This window comes from Psychromarinibacter sp. S121, from assembly GCF_049801035.1.
Taxonomy (GTDB): domain Bacteria; phylum Pseudomonadota; class Alphaproteobacteria; order Rhodobacterales; family Rhodobacteraceae; genus Psychromarinibacter.
In genome coordinates, this window is sequence record NZ_JBNAGE010000001.1 from 780,804 (window position 1) to 797,660 (window position 16,857).

A 16,857-nucleotide genomic window follows, 5' to 3' on the forward strand; every position below is an offset into this window, starting at 1 on the left:
GCCTGTCTGGGCTGTCTAATGGGGCGCGGGCAGGGGAGCAAGGGGCCGCGGGACGCCTTCTGCGCAGGCTTGCGGCCCCATGATCAATCGTCGTGATCAGTCGCTGCCGCGATAGGGCTTCACGTATTGCATCGCCATGTCCCACGGGAAGAAGATCCACGTGTCCTGGCTGACGCCGGTGATGAAGGTGTCGACCATCGGCTCGCCCTGCGGTTTGGCGTAGACGGTGGCGAAATGCGCCTTGGGGTACATCTGGCGGACAAGGTCCAGCGTCTTGCCGGTATCGACAAGGTCGTCGACGATCAGGATACCTGTTCCGTCGCCCATCATCTCGGCGTCGGGCGCCTTCAGGACCTGCGCCTCGGCCTGGCTTTGGTTGTCGTAGCTTTTGACGCTGATCGTATCGACCGTGCGGATGTCGAGCTCGCGGCTGACGATCATCGCGGGGGCCATGCCGCCGCGTGTGATCGCCACCACGGCGCGCCATGCGCCGTTGTCCGGACCCTTGCCGTCCAGCCGCCACGCAAGGGCGCGGCTGTCGCGATGGATCTGGTCCCAGCTGACGTGGAAACCCTTCTCGTGCGGCAGACGGTCACTCATCGCGGCTGGTCCTCCCGGTTTGGCTGTGCGGTCAGTTCTTTTCGATGTCGGGCGCGTCGACGGCTTTCATGCCGACGATGTGATAGCCCGAGTCGACGTGGTGCGTCTCGCCGGTGACGCCCGCGCCCAGATCGGACAGCAGGTACAGCGCCGAATTGCCGACCTCGTCGATCGACACGTTGCGGCGGAGGGGCGAGTTGTACTCGTTCCACTTCAGAATGTAGCGGAAGTCGCCGATGCCGCTGGCGGCCAGCGTCTTGATCGGGCCGGCGCTGATCGAGTTCACGCGAATGCCGTCCTTGCCCAGATCCTCGGCGAGGTACCGCACCGAGGCTTCCAGCGCGGCCTTGGCGACGCCCATCACGTTATAGTGGGGCATCACGCGCTCGGCGCCGTAGTAGGTCATCGTAAGCATCGCGCCGCCGTCGGGCATCATCGCCGCGGCGCGCTTGGCGACGGCGGTGAACGAGAAGACCGAGATGTCCATCGTCATGGTGAAGTTGGCGCGGCTGGTGTCGACGTAGCGGCCGCGCAGCTCGTTCTTGTCGGAGAAGCCGATGGCGTGGACCACGAAGTCCAGCTTGCCCCACTTTTCCTGCAGCGCGTCGAACAGCGCGTCGATGCTGGCCTCGTCGCCCACGTCGCAGGGCAGCACCACGTCCGAACCAAGGCTGGAGGCCAGCGGCTCGACTCGCTTCTTCAGAGCGTCGCCCTGGTAAGAGAACGCAAGTTCCGCGCCGGCATTGGAAAGCGCCTTTGCAATTCCCCATGCGATCGATTTGTCATTGGCCAGCCCCATGATCAGGCCGCGTTTTCCCGCCATCAATTCGTGTGTCATGGGTCGCCTCTGAAACCTCTGGGTTGCCGCTTGCTTTAGGATAACAGACCGTGCGCTTCAAGAGCCGGGCCCGGAAGTGGCGTAGGGGCAATTGCGTCTGTACGGGGCTTGCTCCCTTCATGACAGGGGTTTACCCCTTGCGGGTGACTTCACGGGAGACACTCATGAGCGGAACCGCGACCGGCGGCAGAAGCGGTATTTTTGCCGGCGACGACCCTTTCGAGGTGGTGCGCAGCTGGCAGGCCGAGGCCGCCAAGTCCGAGATCAACGATCCCGACGCCATTGCGCTGGCCACTGTCGACGCGGATGGCCTGCCGAATGCGCGCATGGTGCTGCTGCGCGAGACAGAGGCGGACGCCTTCGTATTCTACACGAATTACGAGTCCGCGAAGGGCTCTGAGCTGATTGCCAGCGGCAAGGCGGCCTTCGTGATGCACTGGAAGTCCTTGCGTCGTCAGATCCGTGTCCGCGGGCTTGTCGAAAAGGAAGATGGGGCCGGGGCGGATAATTATTTTGCCAATCGTCCTTTGCAAAGTAGGATCGGGGCATGGGCATCGGACCAGTCGCGTCCACTCAAGAGCCGCGCCGAGCTGATGGCGCGGGTCGCGAAGGCCGGTGTCAGCCATGGACCAAGCCCGAAACGGCCGCCGCACTGGGGCGGCTTCCGCATCCGGCCGCTGGAAATCGAATTTTGGGCAGATGGAGACTTCCGTCTGCATGACCGCTTCAGGTGGCGGCGAAAAGACCTCCTGTCCGCTTGGGACGTAGACAGGTTGTATCCTTAGGGTGCTAAACACGTTCTTGGCGCGCAAGTGTTAATAGTTGACCAGTTTGGTCTGGACTTTTGCCGCGAGGGGCGGTGAGAAATATAACGACGCAACTGTCCGGTGTTATTTTTGGGGACCGGACGCCGTAGGTGGGCGATGACCGACGGAAATCATAGTTTCGACTCTGTCGAAGGGCAGGTGAAGTGGTTCGACCCCGTGAAGGGGTTCGGCTTCGTCGTGCCCAATGGCGGGGGCCGGGACATCCTGCTGCATGCGAACGTTCTGCGGAACTTCGGCCAGAACTCGGTGGCCGACGGCTCGCTGATCTCGCTGACGGTGCAGGAGACGCCGCGCGGTATCCAGGCGGTTCAGGTCCTCAGCATCGAGCCGCCGGGCGGCGAGACCGCGCCGCCGCTTGATGAACTGACCTCTGAGGACGAGGACATCGACCTGAGCGCCGTTCCGCTGGAGCCGGCGCGGGTGAAGTGGTTCGACAAGGGCAAGGGCTTTGGCTTTGCCAACGTGTTCGGTCGGCCCGAGGATGTGTTCATTCACATAGAAGTGTTGCGCCGTTCGGGTTTTGCCGATCTTCAACCGGGCGAGGCTGTTGTGCTGCGCGTCGTCGACGGGCATCGTGGCCGCATGGCCGCGCAGGTGGTCGCCTGGGATACGGTGTTGAGGTCGAAAGAGTGATTTTGCGTGCAATCGGGGCGGCTGCGATCGCCCTGCTTCAGGCGGGCGCCGTACAGGCCGCCTGTTCCGAGAACTCGGTCGTGTTCCGCACCGACCGGGGGCAAACCCAGTTCACCGTCGAGATCGCCGACGACCGCGAGGAAATCACCCGTGGCCTGATGCATCGCGAGTCGATGCCGGCGAAGGCGGGGATGCTGTTCGTCTATCCGCGCCCGGCGCCCGTGGCGTTCTGGATGCGTAACACGCTGATTCCGCTGGATATGATCTTTATCGGTTCGGACGGGGTGGTGCGTAAGGTGCACGAGAACGCAGTGCCGCTGGACGAAACGCCGATCCCCGGCGGCAACGACATTCAATACGTGCTGGAGATCAATGGCGGCATGGCCGCGCTGCTGGGCATCGAGGCAGGCGCCGAGATGCGGCACCCTGCCGTGGACCCCGCGCAGGCCGCGTGGCCCTGCGCCGAGTGATCCTTTACGACATCTGAAACGGGTGCGGCCGGTAAGCCCTTTACGTCAGCCCTTTACCGGGCGGCTGTCCGGCAGGTTGATCCGCGCGACCTGTTCGGCGATCGGGTCGGTGGACAGCGGGTGCGTGGCGGACGAGTGATCCTCGGGGTCGCCGATGTCCTGCCAGCGGCCGTCCTTGTAGACCTCCAGCGCCGAGAAGTTCGCCTTGTATCCCATCTTCGGACTGCCGGGCACCCAATAGCCGAGATAGACATAGGGCAGCCCCGCCTCGCGCGCGATGCGGATGTGGTCGAGGATCACGTAGGTCCCAAGGCTTAACCGCGCGCGGTCGGGATCGTAAAAGCTGTAGACCATCGACAGCCCGTCATCGAGCACGTCGGTCAGGCACACGGCGGCCAGCGAGGGCCGTCCGTCGGACCCCTGCGCGGTGTATTCGATGACCCGGCTGCGCACCGGCGTCTCTTCGATCATCGCGGCGAATTCGAAGATATCCATGTCGGCCATGCCGCCGTCGGCGTGCCGGGTGTCGAGGTATTCGCGGAACAGCGCGTACTGATCCTCTGTCGCCCAGGGCGATGTCGCCTCGCGCCGAAGGTCGGAGTTGCGCTTGTCGGCGCGGCGCTGGCTTTTCGATGGTTTGAAGTCCGCGACCCGGACACGGGCCGAAAGACAGGCCGAACACTCGGCGCAGGAGGGCCGATAAAGCACATTTTGACTGCGACGGAAGCCTTGCTTCGACAAAGAGTCGTTCAGCTTTTCGGCATATTCACCCTGCAAAGCGGTAAACAGTTTCCGTTCCATCCTGCCCTCGAGGTAAGGGCAAGGTTGCGGAGCCGTCACATAAAACTGTGGCGCAATTGGAAGAGTGTGGCGCATTCTGCAGACATTCCGGAGCTACGAGGAAACGTAACCCGGACTTTCGGTTCCGCCAAGGGCAAAGCGCCTCGCTTTTTACGGGGAGGGCCGACGCCAAAACGCCGGCCCCGTCAAAGGGCCGGCGTCAAATCCGTCATCCGGATCCGCAGGGGGGAACGGATCAGATGGTGACGGGTTCGTCATTCTTGGGCTCGGCGTCCGAGCGCTTGGCACGTTCGTCCATGAACTGGTCGAACTCGGCCTTGTCCTTCGCTTCGCGCAGACGCTGCAGGAAGGATTCGAACGCGTCCTGCTCTTCTTCCAGCCGACGCAGCGTTTCCGCCTTGTAGCTGTCGAAGGCTTGGTTGCCTGTGGGGCGCAGACCACCGCGCATTTGGTTGTAATGGTCGTGCCGGCGGTGCTTGCAGCTGCCGTTGAACATACGTTTGCTCCAGATCATGTAGGCGAGTAATGCGAGGCCGACGGGCCAGAAGAAAATGAAGCCGAGGATCATAGCGACGATCCAGGCGCCTTTCCCGCGCGCATCGAGCCAGTTTTCGGCCTGCGAAGGCCAGGTGGCGACGGAACTCATTAGGTCCTTCCTTTCGGTTCGTGTGTATGTGAATGTCTTTCACATCCCCAAGATCGGGATTATGCGCGGCTTTATCAAGCCCTCATGTAAATGTATTTTACATTTACTTTTAAAATCTTTTCGTAACAGGTGCTTGCGCCGGAAAATTTCTACGGGATCGCGTCAGTCGGCCACCAGAACGGGCGCGTTTTCGTCCAGATAGGCGGGGAATTCCCGGTCTGAAACCGTCGCTTCCCGCACCAGCTGGTCGAAATGCTCAAGAATCGTCTCTACCCGCCCGATGTCGCGGAAGGCGAGGTAATGACGCCCGACATAGATCACCGCCAGAAGCGGTCCGAACACCGTGATCGGCGACGAGAACAGGCGCCGCGCATCGAACAGGTAGATCCGCAGCCGGGGATAAAGCCGGCGGTACAGCATCCGCATGTGCTCGATCTGCTCGATCCGGGTCTCCAGCGGCAGGCCGCGATAATAGGCTTCGGCGTGCAGGAAGGACTCCATCTCGTGCAGGGGCAGGGCGATCTCGTAATCCGACTGCGAGGTCAGCATGAAGTTCAGCCGGTCCTCGGACGCGCCGATTGCCTGTTCCGTGGTGCGGCCAAGGTGCGGGCGGTATTCCCACTCCAGCATCGCGCGGGTCTTCAGAAGGTCGGGCATTCCGGCCGGAACGTGCCGGATCTTGTAGCCCGCCGCCTCTCGGTGCCAGTCGAAGATTTGCTGATCCACCAGCGCCCGTGGCGCCTCGGTCACCGCCAGCGCGTTGGCGACCACGTCATCGGCGCTTTCCGGTCGCTCGCTCAGCCCCAGCAGCCAGTCCGCCGAGACCCCAAGCGTCGCCGCGCATTCGCCCACCACCTGCGCGTTGGGAAGGCGGGCGCCTTCACCGGACAGAAGCTGCGAGACAGTCGAGCGGTCGACCGAGATCGCGCGGGCCAGCGCGCTTTGGCTGGTCTCGTTCTTCCGCATCGCGTGCAACAGCCGGCGGCGGAACAACTCGGCGCGGTCGCGCTTGTCGAATTTCGGCATGTTTGGTGACTTTTATGAACAACTGTTGAGTTTTGTTAATCATATACGGAATTCGCCCGCACTGTCATTCGCGTTACCCCTGAAATGGGACTGACAAAACCTGACAAGAAGAACCGGAGGGACGATGGAGACGCGGCGCAGAACCGTGGTGAAAGCCGTTGTGTGGGCGGCACTGGGATGGGTGACGATGGCGCTGGTCGGACTGGCGTTCACCGGCTCGGTGGCGGCGGGGGGCACGATGGCCTCGGTCAACACGGTGGTCGGGCTGGTCTGCTACGTGGCCTACGAACGGATCTGGGCCGGTGTCCGCTGGGGGCGCTGGTGAGGCGGGTGGAGTGGCCGACGCTGGGGCTTCTGGCGCTGTGCTATGGTACGTGGGCGCTGGGCACGACATGGGCCGCCGCGCTGTCGCTGCCGCTGGGGATCGGGCTGACGGCGCTGGCCGTCGCCCTGTTCTCGTCGCTTCAGCACGAGGCGATCCACGGCCACCCCACGCGGTCGACATGGATCAACGCCGCGCTGGTGTTCCCCGCCCTGACGCTGGTCGTGCCCTACGTTCGGTTTCGCGACACCCATCTTGACCACCACGACAACGCGATCCTCACCGATCCCTACGACGACCCGGAATCGAACTATCTCGACCCGAAGGTCTGGGACCGGCTGCCGCGCGTGGTGCAGTGGCTTTTGTGGATCAACAACACGCTGCTGGGCCGGGTGACGGTGGGCACGGCGATCGGCCAGCTGTCCTTCTTCGCGGGCGACTACCGGCTTGCCCGCACCGGCGACCGGCGGGTGATCCGGGGCTGGCTGTGGAACCTTCCGGCGCTGGTGCCGGTCATCGCGTGGCTGGCGACGGTCGGGCAGATGCCGTGGTGGGCCTATGCCATCGCGGCCTATCTCGGCATGTCGCTGGTCCGCATGCGTACTTTCCTTGAACATCAGGCGGCCGAGCGCGCCTCGGCCCGGACGGCGATCATCGAGGATCGCGGCCCGCTGTCGTGGCTGTTTCTCAACAACAACCTTCACGTCGTCCACCACATGCACCCGAAGGTGCCGTGGTACCGGCTGTGGACACTGTATGACGGCAACCGCGAGCGCTATGTCACGCGCAACGGTGGCTACGTCTACCGGTCCTATGCCGAGATCTTCCGCCGCTATCTGTTCCGGGCGAAAGACCCCGTCGCGCATCCGCTCTGGAAGCGCTGAGACCCGCGTGCCATAGCGCGGCATGGACATCTGGATCCTCGCCACGCTGTTTGCCGCCGCCGTGCAGACCATGCGCTTCATGCTGCAAAAGCAGGTGAAGGCGGCGGGGCTGTCGACGGGCGGCGCCACCTTCTCGCGGTTCCTCTTCGCGGTGCCTCTCGCGGCCTGCGCCGCCGCCGTGCTGGCGCAGGTCTTCGCCGAGCCGTGGCCGGGCTTCACCGGCAGGTTCTGGACCTACGCCGCCGTCGGCGGACTGGGCCAGATCATCGGCACCTACTGCACGGTGGCGCTGTTCGGGCTGCGCAACTTTGCCGTCGGCATCGCCTTCACCAAGACCGAGACGGTGCAGGTCGCGCTGTTCTCGCTGATCTTCCTTGGCGAGGCGGTGACGGGCATGGGCCTGCTGGCGATTTTCGTCGGACTGGCCGGGGTCATCCTGATCTCGTTGAAGCCCGCGGGCACCGAGGGCGGCGTCGGCAGCCGCGCCGTGGCGCTGGGCCTGCTGGGCGGCGCGGCCTTCGGGATCTCGGCCATCGGTTATCGCGGGGCGACGCTGGAACTGGGCGACGGCAACTTCCTGTTCCGCGCGGCGCTGACCCTGTCGATGGTGACGCTGCTGCAATCGCTGGCGATGTCGGCGTGGCTGCGGCTGCGCGAACCGGGCGAGATGACCAAAGTCGTCCGTGCATGGCGCTCGACGCTGCCGGTGGGGGTTACAGGTATGCTGGGCTCGTTCGGCTGGTTCACCGCCTTCACGCTGCAAAACGCGGCCTATGTCCGGGCGCTGGGCCAGATCGAGCTGATCTTCGGCTTCGCCGTCACCGTGCTGGTATTCCGCGAGCGGCTGTCGGTGCGCGAAGTGGCGGGCGGTCTGCTGCTGGGTGTCAGCGTGGCGATGCTGGTGCTGTTCCTTTAACCCTTCGCGCCGATCGCCTGCATCGGCCCGATGCCGCCCAGGCGGCGGAACAGGCTTTCCTCGGCCCCGTTGTCGAAAAACGGCACCGTCTCGGGCGGGTCGAGCGAGGGCAGGGCGGCCGTGACCTCGGCCAGCACCACCTCTGTCACGAAGGGCAGGTGAAAGTCGCGCACCTTCTGAAGCGGGATCCATTGCAGGTGGCTAAGCTCATCCGAGGCGCGCGAGAAATCGTCGAGGTCGCCAAGCAGTGCATCGGCGTCCGCCACGAAGAAGCGGGCGTCGAAGCGGCGGGGGCGGCCCTTCGGTGTGATCGCGCGGAACACGAAGGACAGGGCCGATGCGGCGGGCAGACAGCCGGGGGCCGCGAATTCGTGCCAGTCCTCGGGCGGCTCGCCGGGCCAGACGCCGGGCACCGCCAGCCGCAGGCCGGTCTCTTCCCACAGTTCGCGGATCGCGGTGGCGGCCAGCGCGCGGCCAAGGCCGGGCGGGCTTTGGTCGTCCATCCGATCAACGCATCCTGGGTCGAGGTCCGAGCCCAGCGGCACGTCCCGGTCGCCCGCGTCCATCGCGCCGCCGGGAAAGACGAACCTGTTCGGCATGAAGGCGGCGGTCTCGCCGCGCTGACCCATCAGCACACTGGGCGCGCCGCCGGGATCGCGCACGAGGATTACCGTCGCTGCATCGCGAAGGGCGGTCTTGTCCATGTGGTCCTCCCCCGACCTTGTCGACGCGGCGGACGCGTTGCGGTTCAGCGGCCTCCGCCGAACCCGTGCATCCGCTTGGCCCATTGCAGGCCGACGATCATGCCTTTCAGCCTTGGGAGAAGATAGAGCGAAAGCGCCACGCACCCAACAGAGAACACGACCGCCAACACCAGAGGCTCTGGCCGCCAGTGGGTATAGACGGCAAGGATCAGCGGCGCCAACAGGTGCCCCACGATAAGGATGGTCAGATAGGCCGGGCCGTCATCGGCGCGGTGGTGATGCAGTTCCTCGCCGCAGACGGGGCATTCGTTGCGGACCTTGAGGTAGCCGCGCATCATGGCGCCGGACCCGCAGCAGGGGCAGCGGCGGCGCCAACCGCGCAGCATTGCGGGCTTCACCGGGCGTTCGGCAAGCGTCTCGGCGTCTTCGAATGTCGACGAATCTCTCATGGCGTACCTGGAATGCGGGCGGACAGGATTTAGGGGACTTCCCCGAAGATAGGCCATTTTGCCCGGCGTGAAACCTGACGGATTGTCCTTGCGGCGGTCTGTCGCGCAGTCGGGCCTGTTTCTTGCCTTGTTAATACTCTTTTCGCCCGCGTGCAGCGCATGGCGGTGACTGGCCCGGAAACAGTGCAGGCCGGAGCCATCGAAAAGGGGGCGACCGGCGTCAGAAAATTTTTTTCGATTCCGTGCGACGGAAACCCCGCGGCCCCCCGTTTCAGGTTCAGAACACGCGGCAATGACGCCGACGCTGTTCCAGCAGAAAGAGACTGCGAGGAGAGTAGACGATGAAACGCACAACGCTTCTGGCCGCCACCGCGATGCTGGCGATTGCTTCGACCGGCGTGATCGCGACGGCGCAGGACAATGACGCGACGCCGCCCGCCCAAGAGACGCCCGATGCAGGGCCGGGTCCGCGGGGTCCGATGCTGCGGATGATCGAACAATTCGACACCGATGGCGACGGCGCCGTGACTCAGGCCGAGGTCGACGCGGTCCGCGCCGAGCGGATCGCCGAGGTCGACGCCGACGGCGACGGGCTTCTGAACGCCGACGAACTGACTGCCTTCTGGGACGCGCGCCGCGCCGAGCAGCAGGCCGCCCGCCAACAGGCGATGATCGACCGGCTTGATACTGACGGCGACGGTCTTCTGAGCGCCGAGGAACTGGCCGAGATGGGCCGTGGCGACTTCTTCGCGCGGCTTGACGCGGACGGTGACGGCACGATCACCACGGCGGAACTCGAAGACATGCGCGGCAAGTTCGGTCCGCGCGGCGAGGGTCGGGATCGCGACGCTGGCCGCGGCGAAGGCCATGGGCGCTTCGAGGGCCGTGGCGAGGGCCGCGGTGAAGGTCGGGGCGAGCATCGCGACGGTGACCGCATGGGCTTTCACAAGCGCGGTCCCGGCGAAGGGCGCGGCCATGGCGACATGCCGCCGATGATGCAGGGCATGCCGATGATGCAGGGCTATGTGATGGTCCCGGTCTACCCGATGCAGATGTACGGCTATGGCCCGATGAACGGTCAGATGGATGGCCCGATGCACGGCCAGATGGACGGGCGTCCGATGACCCCGCCCGCGATGAACCCGGCGGAACAGCCTGACGGCTGACCCTCGGCGGCGGCGCGCTTCTCGTCCCCAGGTAGGCGCGCCGCCGATTGCCAGTATGGCTCAAAAGGACTACGCCGCCGGCCCATGACCATGGCACTCGACGCGCTCTCCGACGTGCCCGACGAGGCATTGCTGATCGCCTACGGAAATGGCGACCGCGATGCCGCGCGGGCCCTGACCCTGCGGATGACCCCGCGGGTGCTGGGCTATGCCGCCCGGGTTCTGGGCGACCGCGCCGAGGCCGAAGACGTCGCGCAAGAGGCGATGCTGCGGCTGTGGCGGCAGGCGCCGAAGTGGCGGCAGGGGGAAGCAAAGGTGACGACGTGGCTGTATCGCGTCGTGGCCAACCTGTGCACCGACCGGCTGCGGAAGGGGCGCGGACAGGATCTCGACAGCGTACCGGAGCCGGAAGACGAAGCGCCGGGCGCAGAGGCAGGACTACAGGAAGCAGCGCGGGCGCAGGCGCTGGAAGAGGCACTGCAGGCGTTGCCGGACCGGCAGCGGCAGGCGGTGATACTGCGTCACCTAGAGGGGTTTTCGAACCCCGAAATCGCCGAGGTCATGGACATCGGTGTCGAGGCGGTCGAGAGTCTGACCGCTCGGGGGAAGCGCGCGCTGGCGGCCAGTTTGGGCGGGCGGCGCGCAGAACTGGGATACGACGATGGCTGAGAAGGCTGAGATGAAACCGCTGGGGGCGGACGATCTGGACGCCCTGTTCGAGGCTGCCCGCACGCGGACGGCAGAGCCCACGGCGGCACTGTTCGAACGCGTGCTTGCGGATGCCGAGGCAGAGATGCCCACGGCGCCCCCCGTGGCGTCGCCCGTTGCACCTGCGCCCCGGCGCGGGCTGGCGGCGCGGTTGCTTTCGGCGGTCGGCGGATGGCCGGCGGCGACCGGGCTTGTGGCTGCGGCGGCGACCGGCGTGTTCATCGGCATGGCCGCGCCCTCGGCGGTCGAGACGCTTTCGGGCGGCTACGTGTCCGGGACGACCGGCTACGGGATGGAAGACCTGATGGTTTCCTACGCGGGCCTGATGGGAAGCGGGGGCTGAACATGGCCAGCGAAATCGAAAAGCCGAAACGCAAGTGGACTGCGGGCCGGATCCTTCTGATCCTGTCGCTTGGGCTGAACCTGCTGATCGTCGGGCTGGTGGCGGGCGCCATCGTGAACCGGCCGCACGGGCCGGACCGGCCGCCCAAGATCGCCGATCTCGGGTTCGGGCCCTATGTCCGGTCGCTCTCGCGCGAGGATCAGGCGGCCCTTGCAACCGCCTTCAAGGCCGAGGAAGGCAACTTCCGCGAACGGCGCGAGACCCTGCGCCGCCAGTTCGAAGAGCTGCTGACCGCCCTGCGCGCGACGCCCTACGACCACGACGCGGTGCAGGCGATCATCACCTCGCAGCAGGAAGAGGCGCTGGCTTCGCAACGCATGGGCGGGCGGCTGTTCCTGGACCATCTTGCCGGGATGAGCGACGCCGAGCGCACGGCCTATGCGGACAAACTGGAAAGCGACGTGAAACGCTGGCGCCGGGAAAAGCCGGACGACGATTGAAGCGCGCGCAGGCGCGACGATGCCTGAAACGCGCGCAGGCGCGACGACGACAAAAGCGCCGGCGTTCACGCCGCGTGGGAACTCACCGTCACCTGATTACGCCCGTCCGCCTTGGCCGCGTACAGCGCCCGGTCCGCCTGCGCCATCAGCGCCGCGGGATCAGGGCGGCCGCTGGCCGAGCCGTCGCTGATCGCCACGCCGATGCTGATGGTTACAGGGATCTCGGTGCCGTCGGGCAGGCGCACCGGGGCGCAGGACACCGCCTCGCGCAGACGGTCGGCGGTGCGCGCCGCCTGATCCAGCCGGCATCCGAAGATCACCGCCATGAATTCTTCCCCGCCCATCCGCGCCAGCAGATCGCCCTGCCGCAACGTGCCCTCCATCCGGCGTGCGACTTCCGCCAGAACGGCGTCGCCTGCGGGGTGGCCGTAGGTGTCGTTGATGCACTTGAACCGGTCGAGGTCCAGCGCCAGCACCGCGAAAGCGCCAGATGCGCCGCGATTGCGCTCTGCGATCTGCCGCAGCCGGTCCATCGCGAAACGGCGGTTCGCAAGCCCGGTCAGCGGATCGGTGACCGCCAGCCGCGCCCCGTCGCGCAGCGCCGCGCGGCAGCGATCCTCGTAAGCCTTCCGCGCCAACGCGTGCCGCAGCCTCAGCGAGACTTCCTCGGGGTCGAAGCCGGTCTCGATCAGGTCGTCCACGCCGATGTCCAGCGCCATCACGGCGCGGTCCCAGCCCGGTTCCGACTGCACCAGCAGGATCGCCGCGCGCATCGTGGCGCTGCGGCAGCGCAGTTCCGACACCAGCCGCAACGCCATCTCGGGCACGGCGGGGTTCTCGACCACGACGATGGCGTCCGGCGGGTCGCCAGCGCGCAGTTCGGTCAGCGCGGTGTCGTCGCGGCACACCCGCAGCGGCCCACGGATGCGCGCCTGCATTTCGGCCCGCCAAAGGTCGCACGACAGCTCCGCCGGCACGATCAGCGCGACCCGGCCGGTATGCGGGATCACGTCTATCGCATCGGCAAGCCCCGGGGTCCGCACCACGTCGTCCAGTTCCGCACCCGACGCGACCCGCCGCATCAGGCTGCGGATGCGCGCGGCCACGATCGACGGAGCGGTGTCGGCATCCATCACCGCATCCGCGCCGGCGGCCAGAGCGCGCAGCCGCCCGCCACGCTCTCCGGCGCCGGTCCGCAGGATCAGGGGCAGGCGGCTGGTCTCGGGATCGGCGCGCAGGCGGCGGCACAGTTCGATGCCGCAACTGCCATCCAGCGTTTCCGACAGCAGGATCACGTCGGGCCGGTCGCCCTGCGCGTGGTCCAGAACCGCCTGCGCCGAGGACGCCAGAAGGACGTCATAGGCATGCGAGGCGAGGGTTGCCCGAAGGAGGATGCGCTCGGCCGGTATGGCCGCGGCAATCAGGATGCGTCCAGACATCATTTCCTCGCAATTCGATACAAATCGCCCTTTCCGGCTTATGGTCTCGTTCAAATTGGTTAAGAAAAGCTTTCCCCCTCAACGAGGGTCTGAAGGAAGGTCGGATAGATGAAGCAGGAACAGGCGGAAACGCTGGCGGCACAGGCGCTTGGGTGGCTTGCCGGGTCGGAAGAGCTGATGCCCGTATTCATGGGTGCGACGGGCATCTCCGTCGACGACATCCGCGCCCGCGCCAGCGAGCCCGAGTTCCTGGCCTCGGTGCTGGACTTCCTGCTGATGGACGACGCGTGGATCACCGGCTTCTGCGACGTGGCCGGGCTGCCCTACGACTCGGTCATGCGCGCCCGCGCGGCATTGCCGGGCGGGCAACAGATGCACTGGACCTAGGCTAGAGGTCGATTTCGACCACGCCTTCGGGCTCGGCGGCGCGGCTGCGGCACAGGATCATCCGGCTTTCGCGCTGCTTCGCCGACAGCACGTAATCGCGGTGTTCGACCTTGCCCGAGACGACGCCGCACTGGCATACGCCACACAGCCCGTCCGAGCATTTCACGTCCACGGAAACGCCCGACCGCAGCAGCGCGTCGCTGGCGGATTCATCGGCTGACACCTCGATCTCGCGGCCGGACCCCGCCAGTTTCAGCGTGAATGGGTGGTTCTCGTACTCGGGCTCTTCGGGGACAGAGAAGTATTCCAGGTGGCGCTGTTCGTCGTCGAACCCGTTCGCCTCGGCCGCCGCCATCACCGCGCCCATGTAGGCGTCGCCGCCGCAGGTGTAGACATGGGCGCCATCGCGGTAGCGCAGCAATTCGCCAAAGTCGGCACGGCTGCCTTCGTCCGAGAAGTGCAGATGCACCCGGTTGCCCCATGGCACATCGCGCAGGTCTTCAAGAAACCCGGCGTCGGCCCGGCGCGAACAGGAATAGTGCAGCGCGAAGTCGGCCCCGATCGCGTGTAGCCGGTGCGCCATCGCGATCATCGGCGTGACCCCGATGCCGCCGCCCATGAGGTAGGTGAACGACGCGTCCTCGGCCAAGGGGAAGTGGTTGATCGGGTGCGAGATGAACACCCGCCGCCCCGGCGTGAAGATCCGGTGCATCAGCTTCGACCCGCCGCGCCCCTTGTCCTCGCGCAGCACCGCGATCTGGTACTTCGACCGGTCCGCCGGGTCGCCCGACAGCGAGTATTGGCGGAAGAACTCGGGCGCCACGACCACGTCGATATGCGCGCCGGCGGTGAAGGCGGGCAGGTCCGACCCGTCGGGCAACGAGAACTCGTACTTGGTCACGCCGTCGGCCATCACCTCGGCCTTCGACACCACCACCTGCAACACCGGGCTTTCGCCGGTCCCGGCGATATAGACATGCTCGGGCGGTGTGCCGGCGGCGCGGCGGCGGCGGTGCTCGTGGGCGGGGATCATCGACTGATATGCGGCGATCCCGGCTTCGCGGTCCATGGGGAAGGGCCACGGATACGGCGGCGGCGCCAGAGGGGCGGGGTAGACGGCCAGCGTCTGGTCCTCGTACTTCAGGTCGATGTCGCGGTTCAGCCCGCGTTCGTTGGGCGGCTCGGACGGCGGGCCATAGGGCCCTTCGTCGGTCATCTCGAGATCCCACCACCATTTCTTGACCGGGTTGATGTCGCCGTTGCCGACGATGTCGTCGAACTTCGCAAGCATCGGCGCGGTGCCGGGCAGGTTCATCGCCGCCCAGCGGAACGGGCTTTCGGCCAGCACACCCTCCAGATTCCACGGGCAGGTCTTCATGCAACGCCCGCACATCGCGCCGTTTTTCTGGCTGACGCGATAGGTGGTGCATTTCTGGCTGTCGGACTTCCAGATCTCGTAGCCGTTGAACATCAGCTTCGGCCCGGCGGTGATCGCGCCGGACGGGCATTCGCGGGCGCATTTGTTGCAGGCCTCGCAGAACCGTTGCAGGCCGAAATCGATGGGCCTGTCGTGGGTGACCGGCATGTCGGTGGTCACCACCCCCGACTTCAGGCGCGGCCCGAGGTAGGGGTTCAGGATGACCTCTCCGATGCGGCTGACCTCGCCCAGTCCGGACAGCAGCAGCAGGGGCGGGTGCAGGACCTCGTCGTCCATCACCGTGTGCGTCCGCGCCGGGTGGCCGAGGTCGCGCAGGTGCTGCGCCAGCACGCCGCCCACAAGGCTGAACCGCAGGTAGGCCCGCATCGACTGGGCGCAGCTGATCCAGTCGTCGCCCGACGCGCCTTCCATCGTCTCGTGACCCTGATCGACGATCATGCTGATCGCCTGCGCGTGGTAGGGCGTGATCGGGTTGCCGGCCGCGTCGTGGCTGTACCACGCCCAGTCCGGGCATTCGCTCAGGCCCACCGCGTCCTGCCCCAGCCAGTACAGCGCGCCCTTGATGTTGTCGGCATTGCGCCTGGGGTCAGCGGTCGAGGGATGCACGGCCTTCGTCTCGCCATCCTGCAACAGGATCAGCGCGCCCAGCGAGGGACGGAAGGCGAAGGCCGAGGCCGCCTTGCGCACGTAGTTGCCGTTCTTCGCGCCTTCCTGTGCCGCCTTGCCAAGGTCGCCGAACAGCGAGCGGGCGAACATGTTGGCGCGTTTCGGTACGCGGGCGACATTGGCGCGGTCGATATAGGTAGTGGGTTCGTCGACCCGCTTCAGCCGCTCGAACGGATGCGCGCCGTCCTTGAAGTCGCGTTGCGCGAACGGGTCGGCGGTGCGGGCGGTCTTCGCCTGCCGGCCAAGGCCCGCGGTATAGGCGAAGCCTGGGCGCTGGCCGGGCAGGATCGGCTTGTCCGGCGCCATTTCCATCGTCGTGGTGATCACGGCAAGGCCATAGCGGGTTCCAAGGAAGGGGTTCACCGCGCCGCCATCCTCGACCGCCGCCAGCCCGGCGGCGACGGCAAGGCGCGTCAGGTCCACATCGGACTGAGCGGCGGAATGAGCGCGGGCGTCGAAGCCCAGCAGGCGGATGTAATTCGCCAGCGTCACGGCGGTTTCCATCGTCCGCAGGCAGGCGCGGTGGTCCTGCGCGTCGTGGATCCAGTCGGTGCCGGGTTCGTCCTTCCTCGGATCGCGGGGATGCTCGCACAGGAAGACAAGCGCATGCGTGTGGTGGCGGATGTCACCGGGGGGCGTGGCGAGCGACTCGCGCAGGCCGGCCATGATCACGTCGATCCCGGCGGCCAGCGTCTTGGGCTGCATGGTGCGGATTTTCTCCGCCAGCCGGTCCACGTCGGGGTTGGTCACGGGGGTGTCCAGCCATGCGCCGCCGGGAATTCCGCACACGCCGACCATCGCGCTGTCGAGATAATAGCCGAACGCCTTCAGGTGGTTGCTGCGCTCGAGCGGGTCTTGGGGGATCTCGGCGCGGGCGCGGACGGTGCCGTCGCGGGTGGCGTCCAGCATCGCCTGATACTCCTGCATCGCGTTGACGATGGACAGCGGGTCTTCGGGCCTGCGGAACGACAGGCCCTGCATCGGCGGCAACCGGTCCAGCCCCACGGCGCGGTCGGTGCGTTTCAGCCCCTCCAGCGGGTAGGGGCCAAGGTGGACGGGGCGGTTGCGATACGAAAACAGCTTGCCCATGCGGG

Annotated in this window: 20 protein-coding genes; 11 read left to right on the plus strand and 9 right to left on the minus strand. The window is 66.2% G+C overall.

The window, feature by feature from the left end:
- Positions 1-96 precede the first annotated feature (96 nt).
- Entirely contained in the window at positions 97-600 is a 504-nt protein-coding gene (gene gpt / locus ACP156_RS03860; RefSeq protein WP_425049977.1) for a xanthine phosphoribosyltransferase, read from the minus strand.
- A 31-nt stretch (positions 601-631) separates the two neighbouring features.
- Positions 632-1,438, minus strand: a complete 807-nt coding sequence (gene fabI, locus ACP156_RS03865; protein ID WP_425049978.1) for an enoyl-ACP reductase FabI — start codon at positions 1,436-1,438, stop codon at positions 632-634.
- Positions 1,439-1,602: 164 nt separating this feature from the next.
- Between fabI and pdxH the strand changes: the two genes are divergently transcribed.
- The 3 genes from pdxH (at position 1,603) to ACP156_RS03880 (ending at position 3,368) form a co-directional block, all read left to right on the plus strand.
- On the plus strand, positions 1,603-2,223 hold the full coding sequence (gene pdxH / locus ACP156_RS03870) for a pyridoxamine 5'-phosphate oxidase (protein WP_425049979.1): 621 nt from the start codon (positions 1,603-1,605) through the stop codon (positions 2,221-2,223).
- Positions 2,224-2,361: 138 nt separating this feature from the next.
- The gene (locus ACP156_RS03875; RefSeq protein WP_425049980.1) at positions 2,362-2,898 is read left to right on the plus strand and encodes a cold-shock protein; all 537 of its coding nucleotides are present in this window, start codon (positions 2,362-2,364) and stop codon (positions 2,896-2,898) included.
- Positions 2,895-3,368 carry a DUF192 domain-containing protein gene (locus ACP156_RS03880; protein ID WP_425049981.1) on the plus strand — a complete coding sequence of 158 codons (474 nt, stop codon included), beginning with the start codon at positions 2,895-2,897 and terminating at the stop codon, positions 3,366-3,368. Before ACP156_RS03875 ends, ACP156_RS03880 begins: the two co-directional genes overlap by 4 nt.
- A 45-nt stretch (positions 3,369-3,413) precedes the next feature.
- On the opposite strand, the gene ACP156_RS03885 is transcribed toward ACP156_RS03880, so the two are convergent.
- The 3 genes from ACP156_RS03885 to ACP156_RS03895 form a co-directional block, all read right to left on the minus strand.
- On the minus strand, positions 3,414-4,244 hold the full coding sequence (locus tag ACP156_RS03885) for an arginyltransferase (RefSeq protein ID WP_425049982.1): 831 nt from the start codon (positions 4,242-4,244) through the stop codon (positions 3,414-3,416).
- A gap of 160 nt (positions 4,245-4,404) precedes the next feature.
- Positions 4,405-4,815 carry a DUF2852 domain-containing protein gene (locus tag ACP156_RS03890; protein WP_425049983.1) on the minus strand — a complete coding sequence of 137 codons (411 nt, stop codon included), beginning with the start codon at positions 4,813-4,815 and terminating at the stop codon, positions 4,405-4,407.
- A gap of 162 nt (positions 4,816-4,977) precedes the next feature.
- Positions 4,978-5,841 (minus strand): helix-turn-helix domain-containing protein, encoded by an 864-nt coding sequence (locus ACP156_RS03895; RefSeq protein ID WP_425049984.1) that lies wholly within the window; start codon positions 5,839-5,841, stop codon positions 4,978-4,980.
- Positions 5,842-5,965: 124 nt separating this feature from the next.
- Here ACP156_RS03895 and ACP156_RS03900 point away from each other — a divergent pair, with 124 nt between their 5' ends.
- The 3 genes from ACP156_RS03900 to ACP156_RS03910 are packed head-to-tail and all read left to right on the plus strand — an operon-like array spanning position 5,966 to position 7,963.
- Positions 5,966-6,166 carry a DUF2061 domain-containing protein gene (locus ACP156_RS03900; protein ID WP_425049985.1) on the plus strand — a complete coding sequence of 67 codons (201 nt, stop codon included), beginning with the start codon at positions 5,966-5,968 and terminating at the stop codon, positions 6,164-6,166.
- Complete coding sequence (locus tag ACP156_RS03905) at positions 6,163-7,047, plus strand: fatty acid desaturase (RefSeq protein WP_425049986.1); 885 nt, start codon at positions 6,163-6,165, stop codon at positions 7,045-7,047. Before ACP156_RS03900 ends, ACP156_RS03905 begins: the two co-directional genes overlap by 4 nt.
- 22 nt (positions 7,048-7,069) lie before the next feature.
- Positions 7,070-7,963: an EamA/RhaT family transporter gene (locus ACP156_RS03910; RefSeq protein WP_425049987.1), complete on the plus strand. Its 894-nt coding sequence runs from the start codon at positions 7,070-7,072 to the stop codon at positions 7,961-7,963.
- Here the strand turns inward: ACP156_RS03910 and ACP156_RS03915 are convergent.
- Both ACP156_RS03915 and ACP156_RS03920 read right to left on the minus strand, forming a co-directional pair.
- The gene (locus ACP156_RS03915) at positions 7,960-8,667 is read right to left on the minus strand and encodes an NUDIX hydrolase (RefSeq protein ID WP_425049988.1); all 708 of its coding nucleotides are present in this window, start codon (positions 8,665-8,667) and stop codon (positions 7,960-7,962) included. The two genes, ACP156_RS03910 and ACP156_RS03915, sit on opposite strands and share 4 nt — an antisense overlap.
- A gap of 44 nt (positions 8,668-8,711) precedes the next feature.
- Positions 8,712-9,116 carry a DUF983 domain-containing protein gene (locus tag ACP156_RS03920; RefSeq protein WP_425049989.1) on the minus strand — a complete coding sequence of 135 codons (405 nt, stop codon included), beginning with the start codon at positions 9,114-9,116 and terminating at the stop codon, positions 8,712-8,714.
- Positions 9,117-9,457: 341 nt separating this feature from the next.
- Between ACP156_RS03920 and ACP156_RS03925 the strand changes: the two genes are divergently transcribed.
- The 4 genes from ACP156_RS03925 (at position 9,458) to ACP156_RS03940 (ending at position 11,833) form a co-directional block, all read left to right on the plus strand.
- Entirely contained in the window at positions 9,458-10,282 is an 825-nt protein-coding gene (locus ACP156_RS03925; protein WP_425049991.1) for an EF-hand domain-containing protein, read from the plus strand.
- Positions 10,283-10,366: 84 nt separating this feature from the next.
- Positions 10,367-10,951: an RNA polymerase sigma factor gene (locus ACP156_RS03930; RefSeq protein WP_425049992.1), complete on the plus strand. Its 585-nt coding sequence runs from the start codon at positions 10,367-10,369 to the stop codon at positions 10,949-10,951.
- Complete coding sequence (locus ACP156_RS03935) at positions 10,944-11,333, plus strand: hypothetical protein (RefSeq protein WP_425049993.1); 390 nt, start codon at positions 10,944-10,946, stop codon at positions 11,331-11,333. Before ACP156_RS03930 ends, ACP156_RS03935 begins: the two co-directional genes overlap by 8 nt.
- Before the next feature lie 2 nt (positions 11,334-11,335).
- Entirely contained in the window at positions 11,336-11,833 is a 498-nt protein-coding gene (locus ACP156_RS03940; RefSeq protein ID WP_425049994.1) for a periplasmic heavy metal sensor, read from the plus strand.
- A gap of 65 nt (positions 11,834-11,898) precedes the next feature.
- Here ACP156_RS03940 and ACP156_RS03945 read toward each other — a convergent pair whose 3' ends face one another.
- Complete coding sequence (locus ACP156_RS03945; protein ID WP_425049995.1) at positions 11,899-13,272, minus strand: diguanylate cyclase; 1,374 nt, start codon at positions 13,270-13,272, stop codon at positions 11,899-11,901.
- 108 nt (positions 13,273-13,380) lie between these two features.
- Between ACP156_RS03945 and ACP156_RS03950 the strand changes: the two genes are divergently transcribed.
- Positions 13,381-13,659, plus strand: coding sequence for a DUF3572 domain-containing protein (locus ACP156_RS03950; protein WP_425049996.1), 279 nt, complete (start codon positions 13,381-13,383; stop codon positions 13,657-13,659).
- Between the two features lies 1 nt (position 13,660).
- On the opposite strand, the gene ACP156_RS03955 is transcribed toward ACP156_RS03950, so the two are convergent.
- Positions 13,661-16,852 (minus strand): 2Fe-2S iron-sulfur cluster-binding protein, encoded by a 3,192-nt coding sequence (locus tag ACP156_RS03955; RefSeq protein WP_425049997.1) that lies wholly within the window; start codon positions 16,850-16,852, stop codon positions 13,661-13,663.
- Positions 16,853-16,857 lie beyond the last annotated feature (5 nt).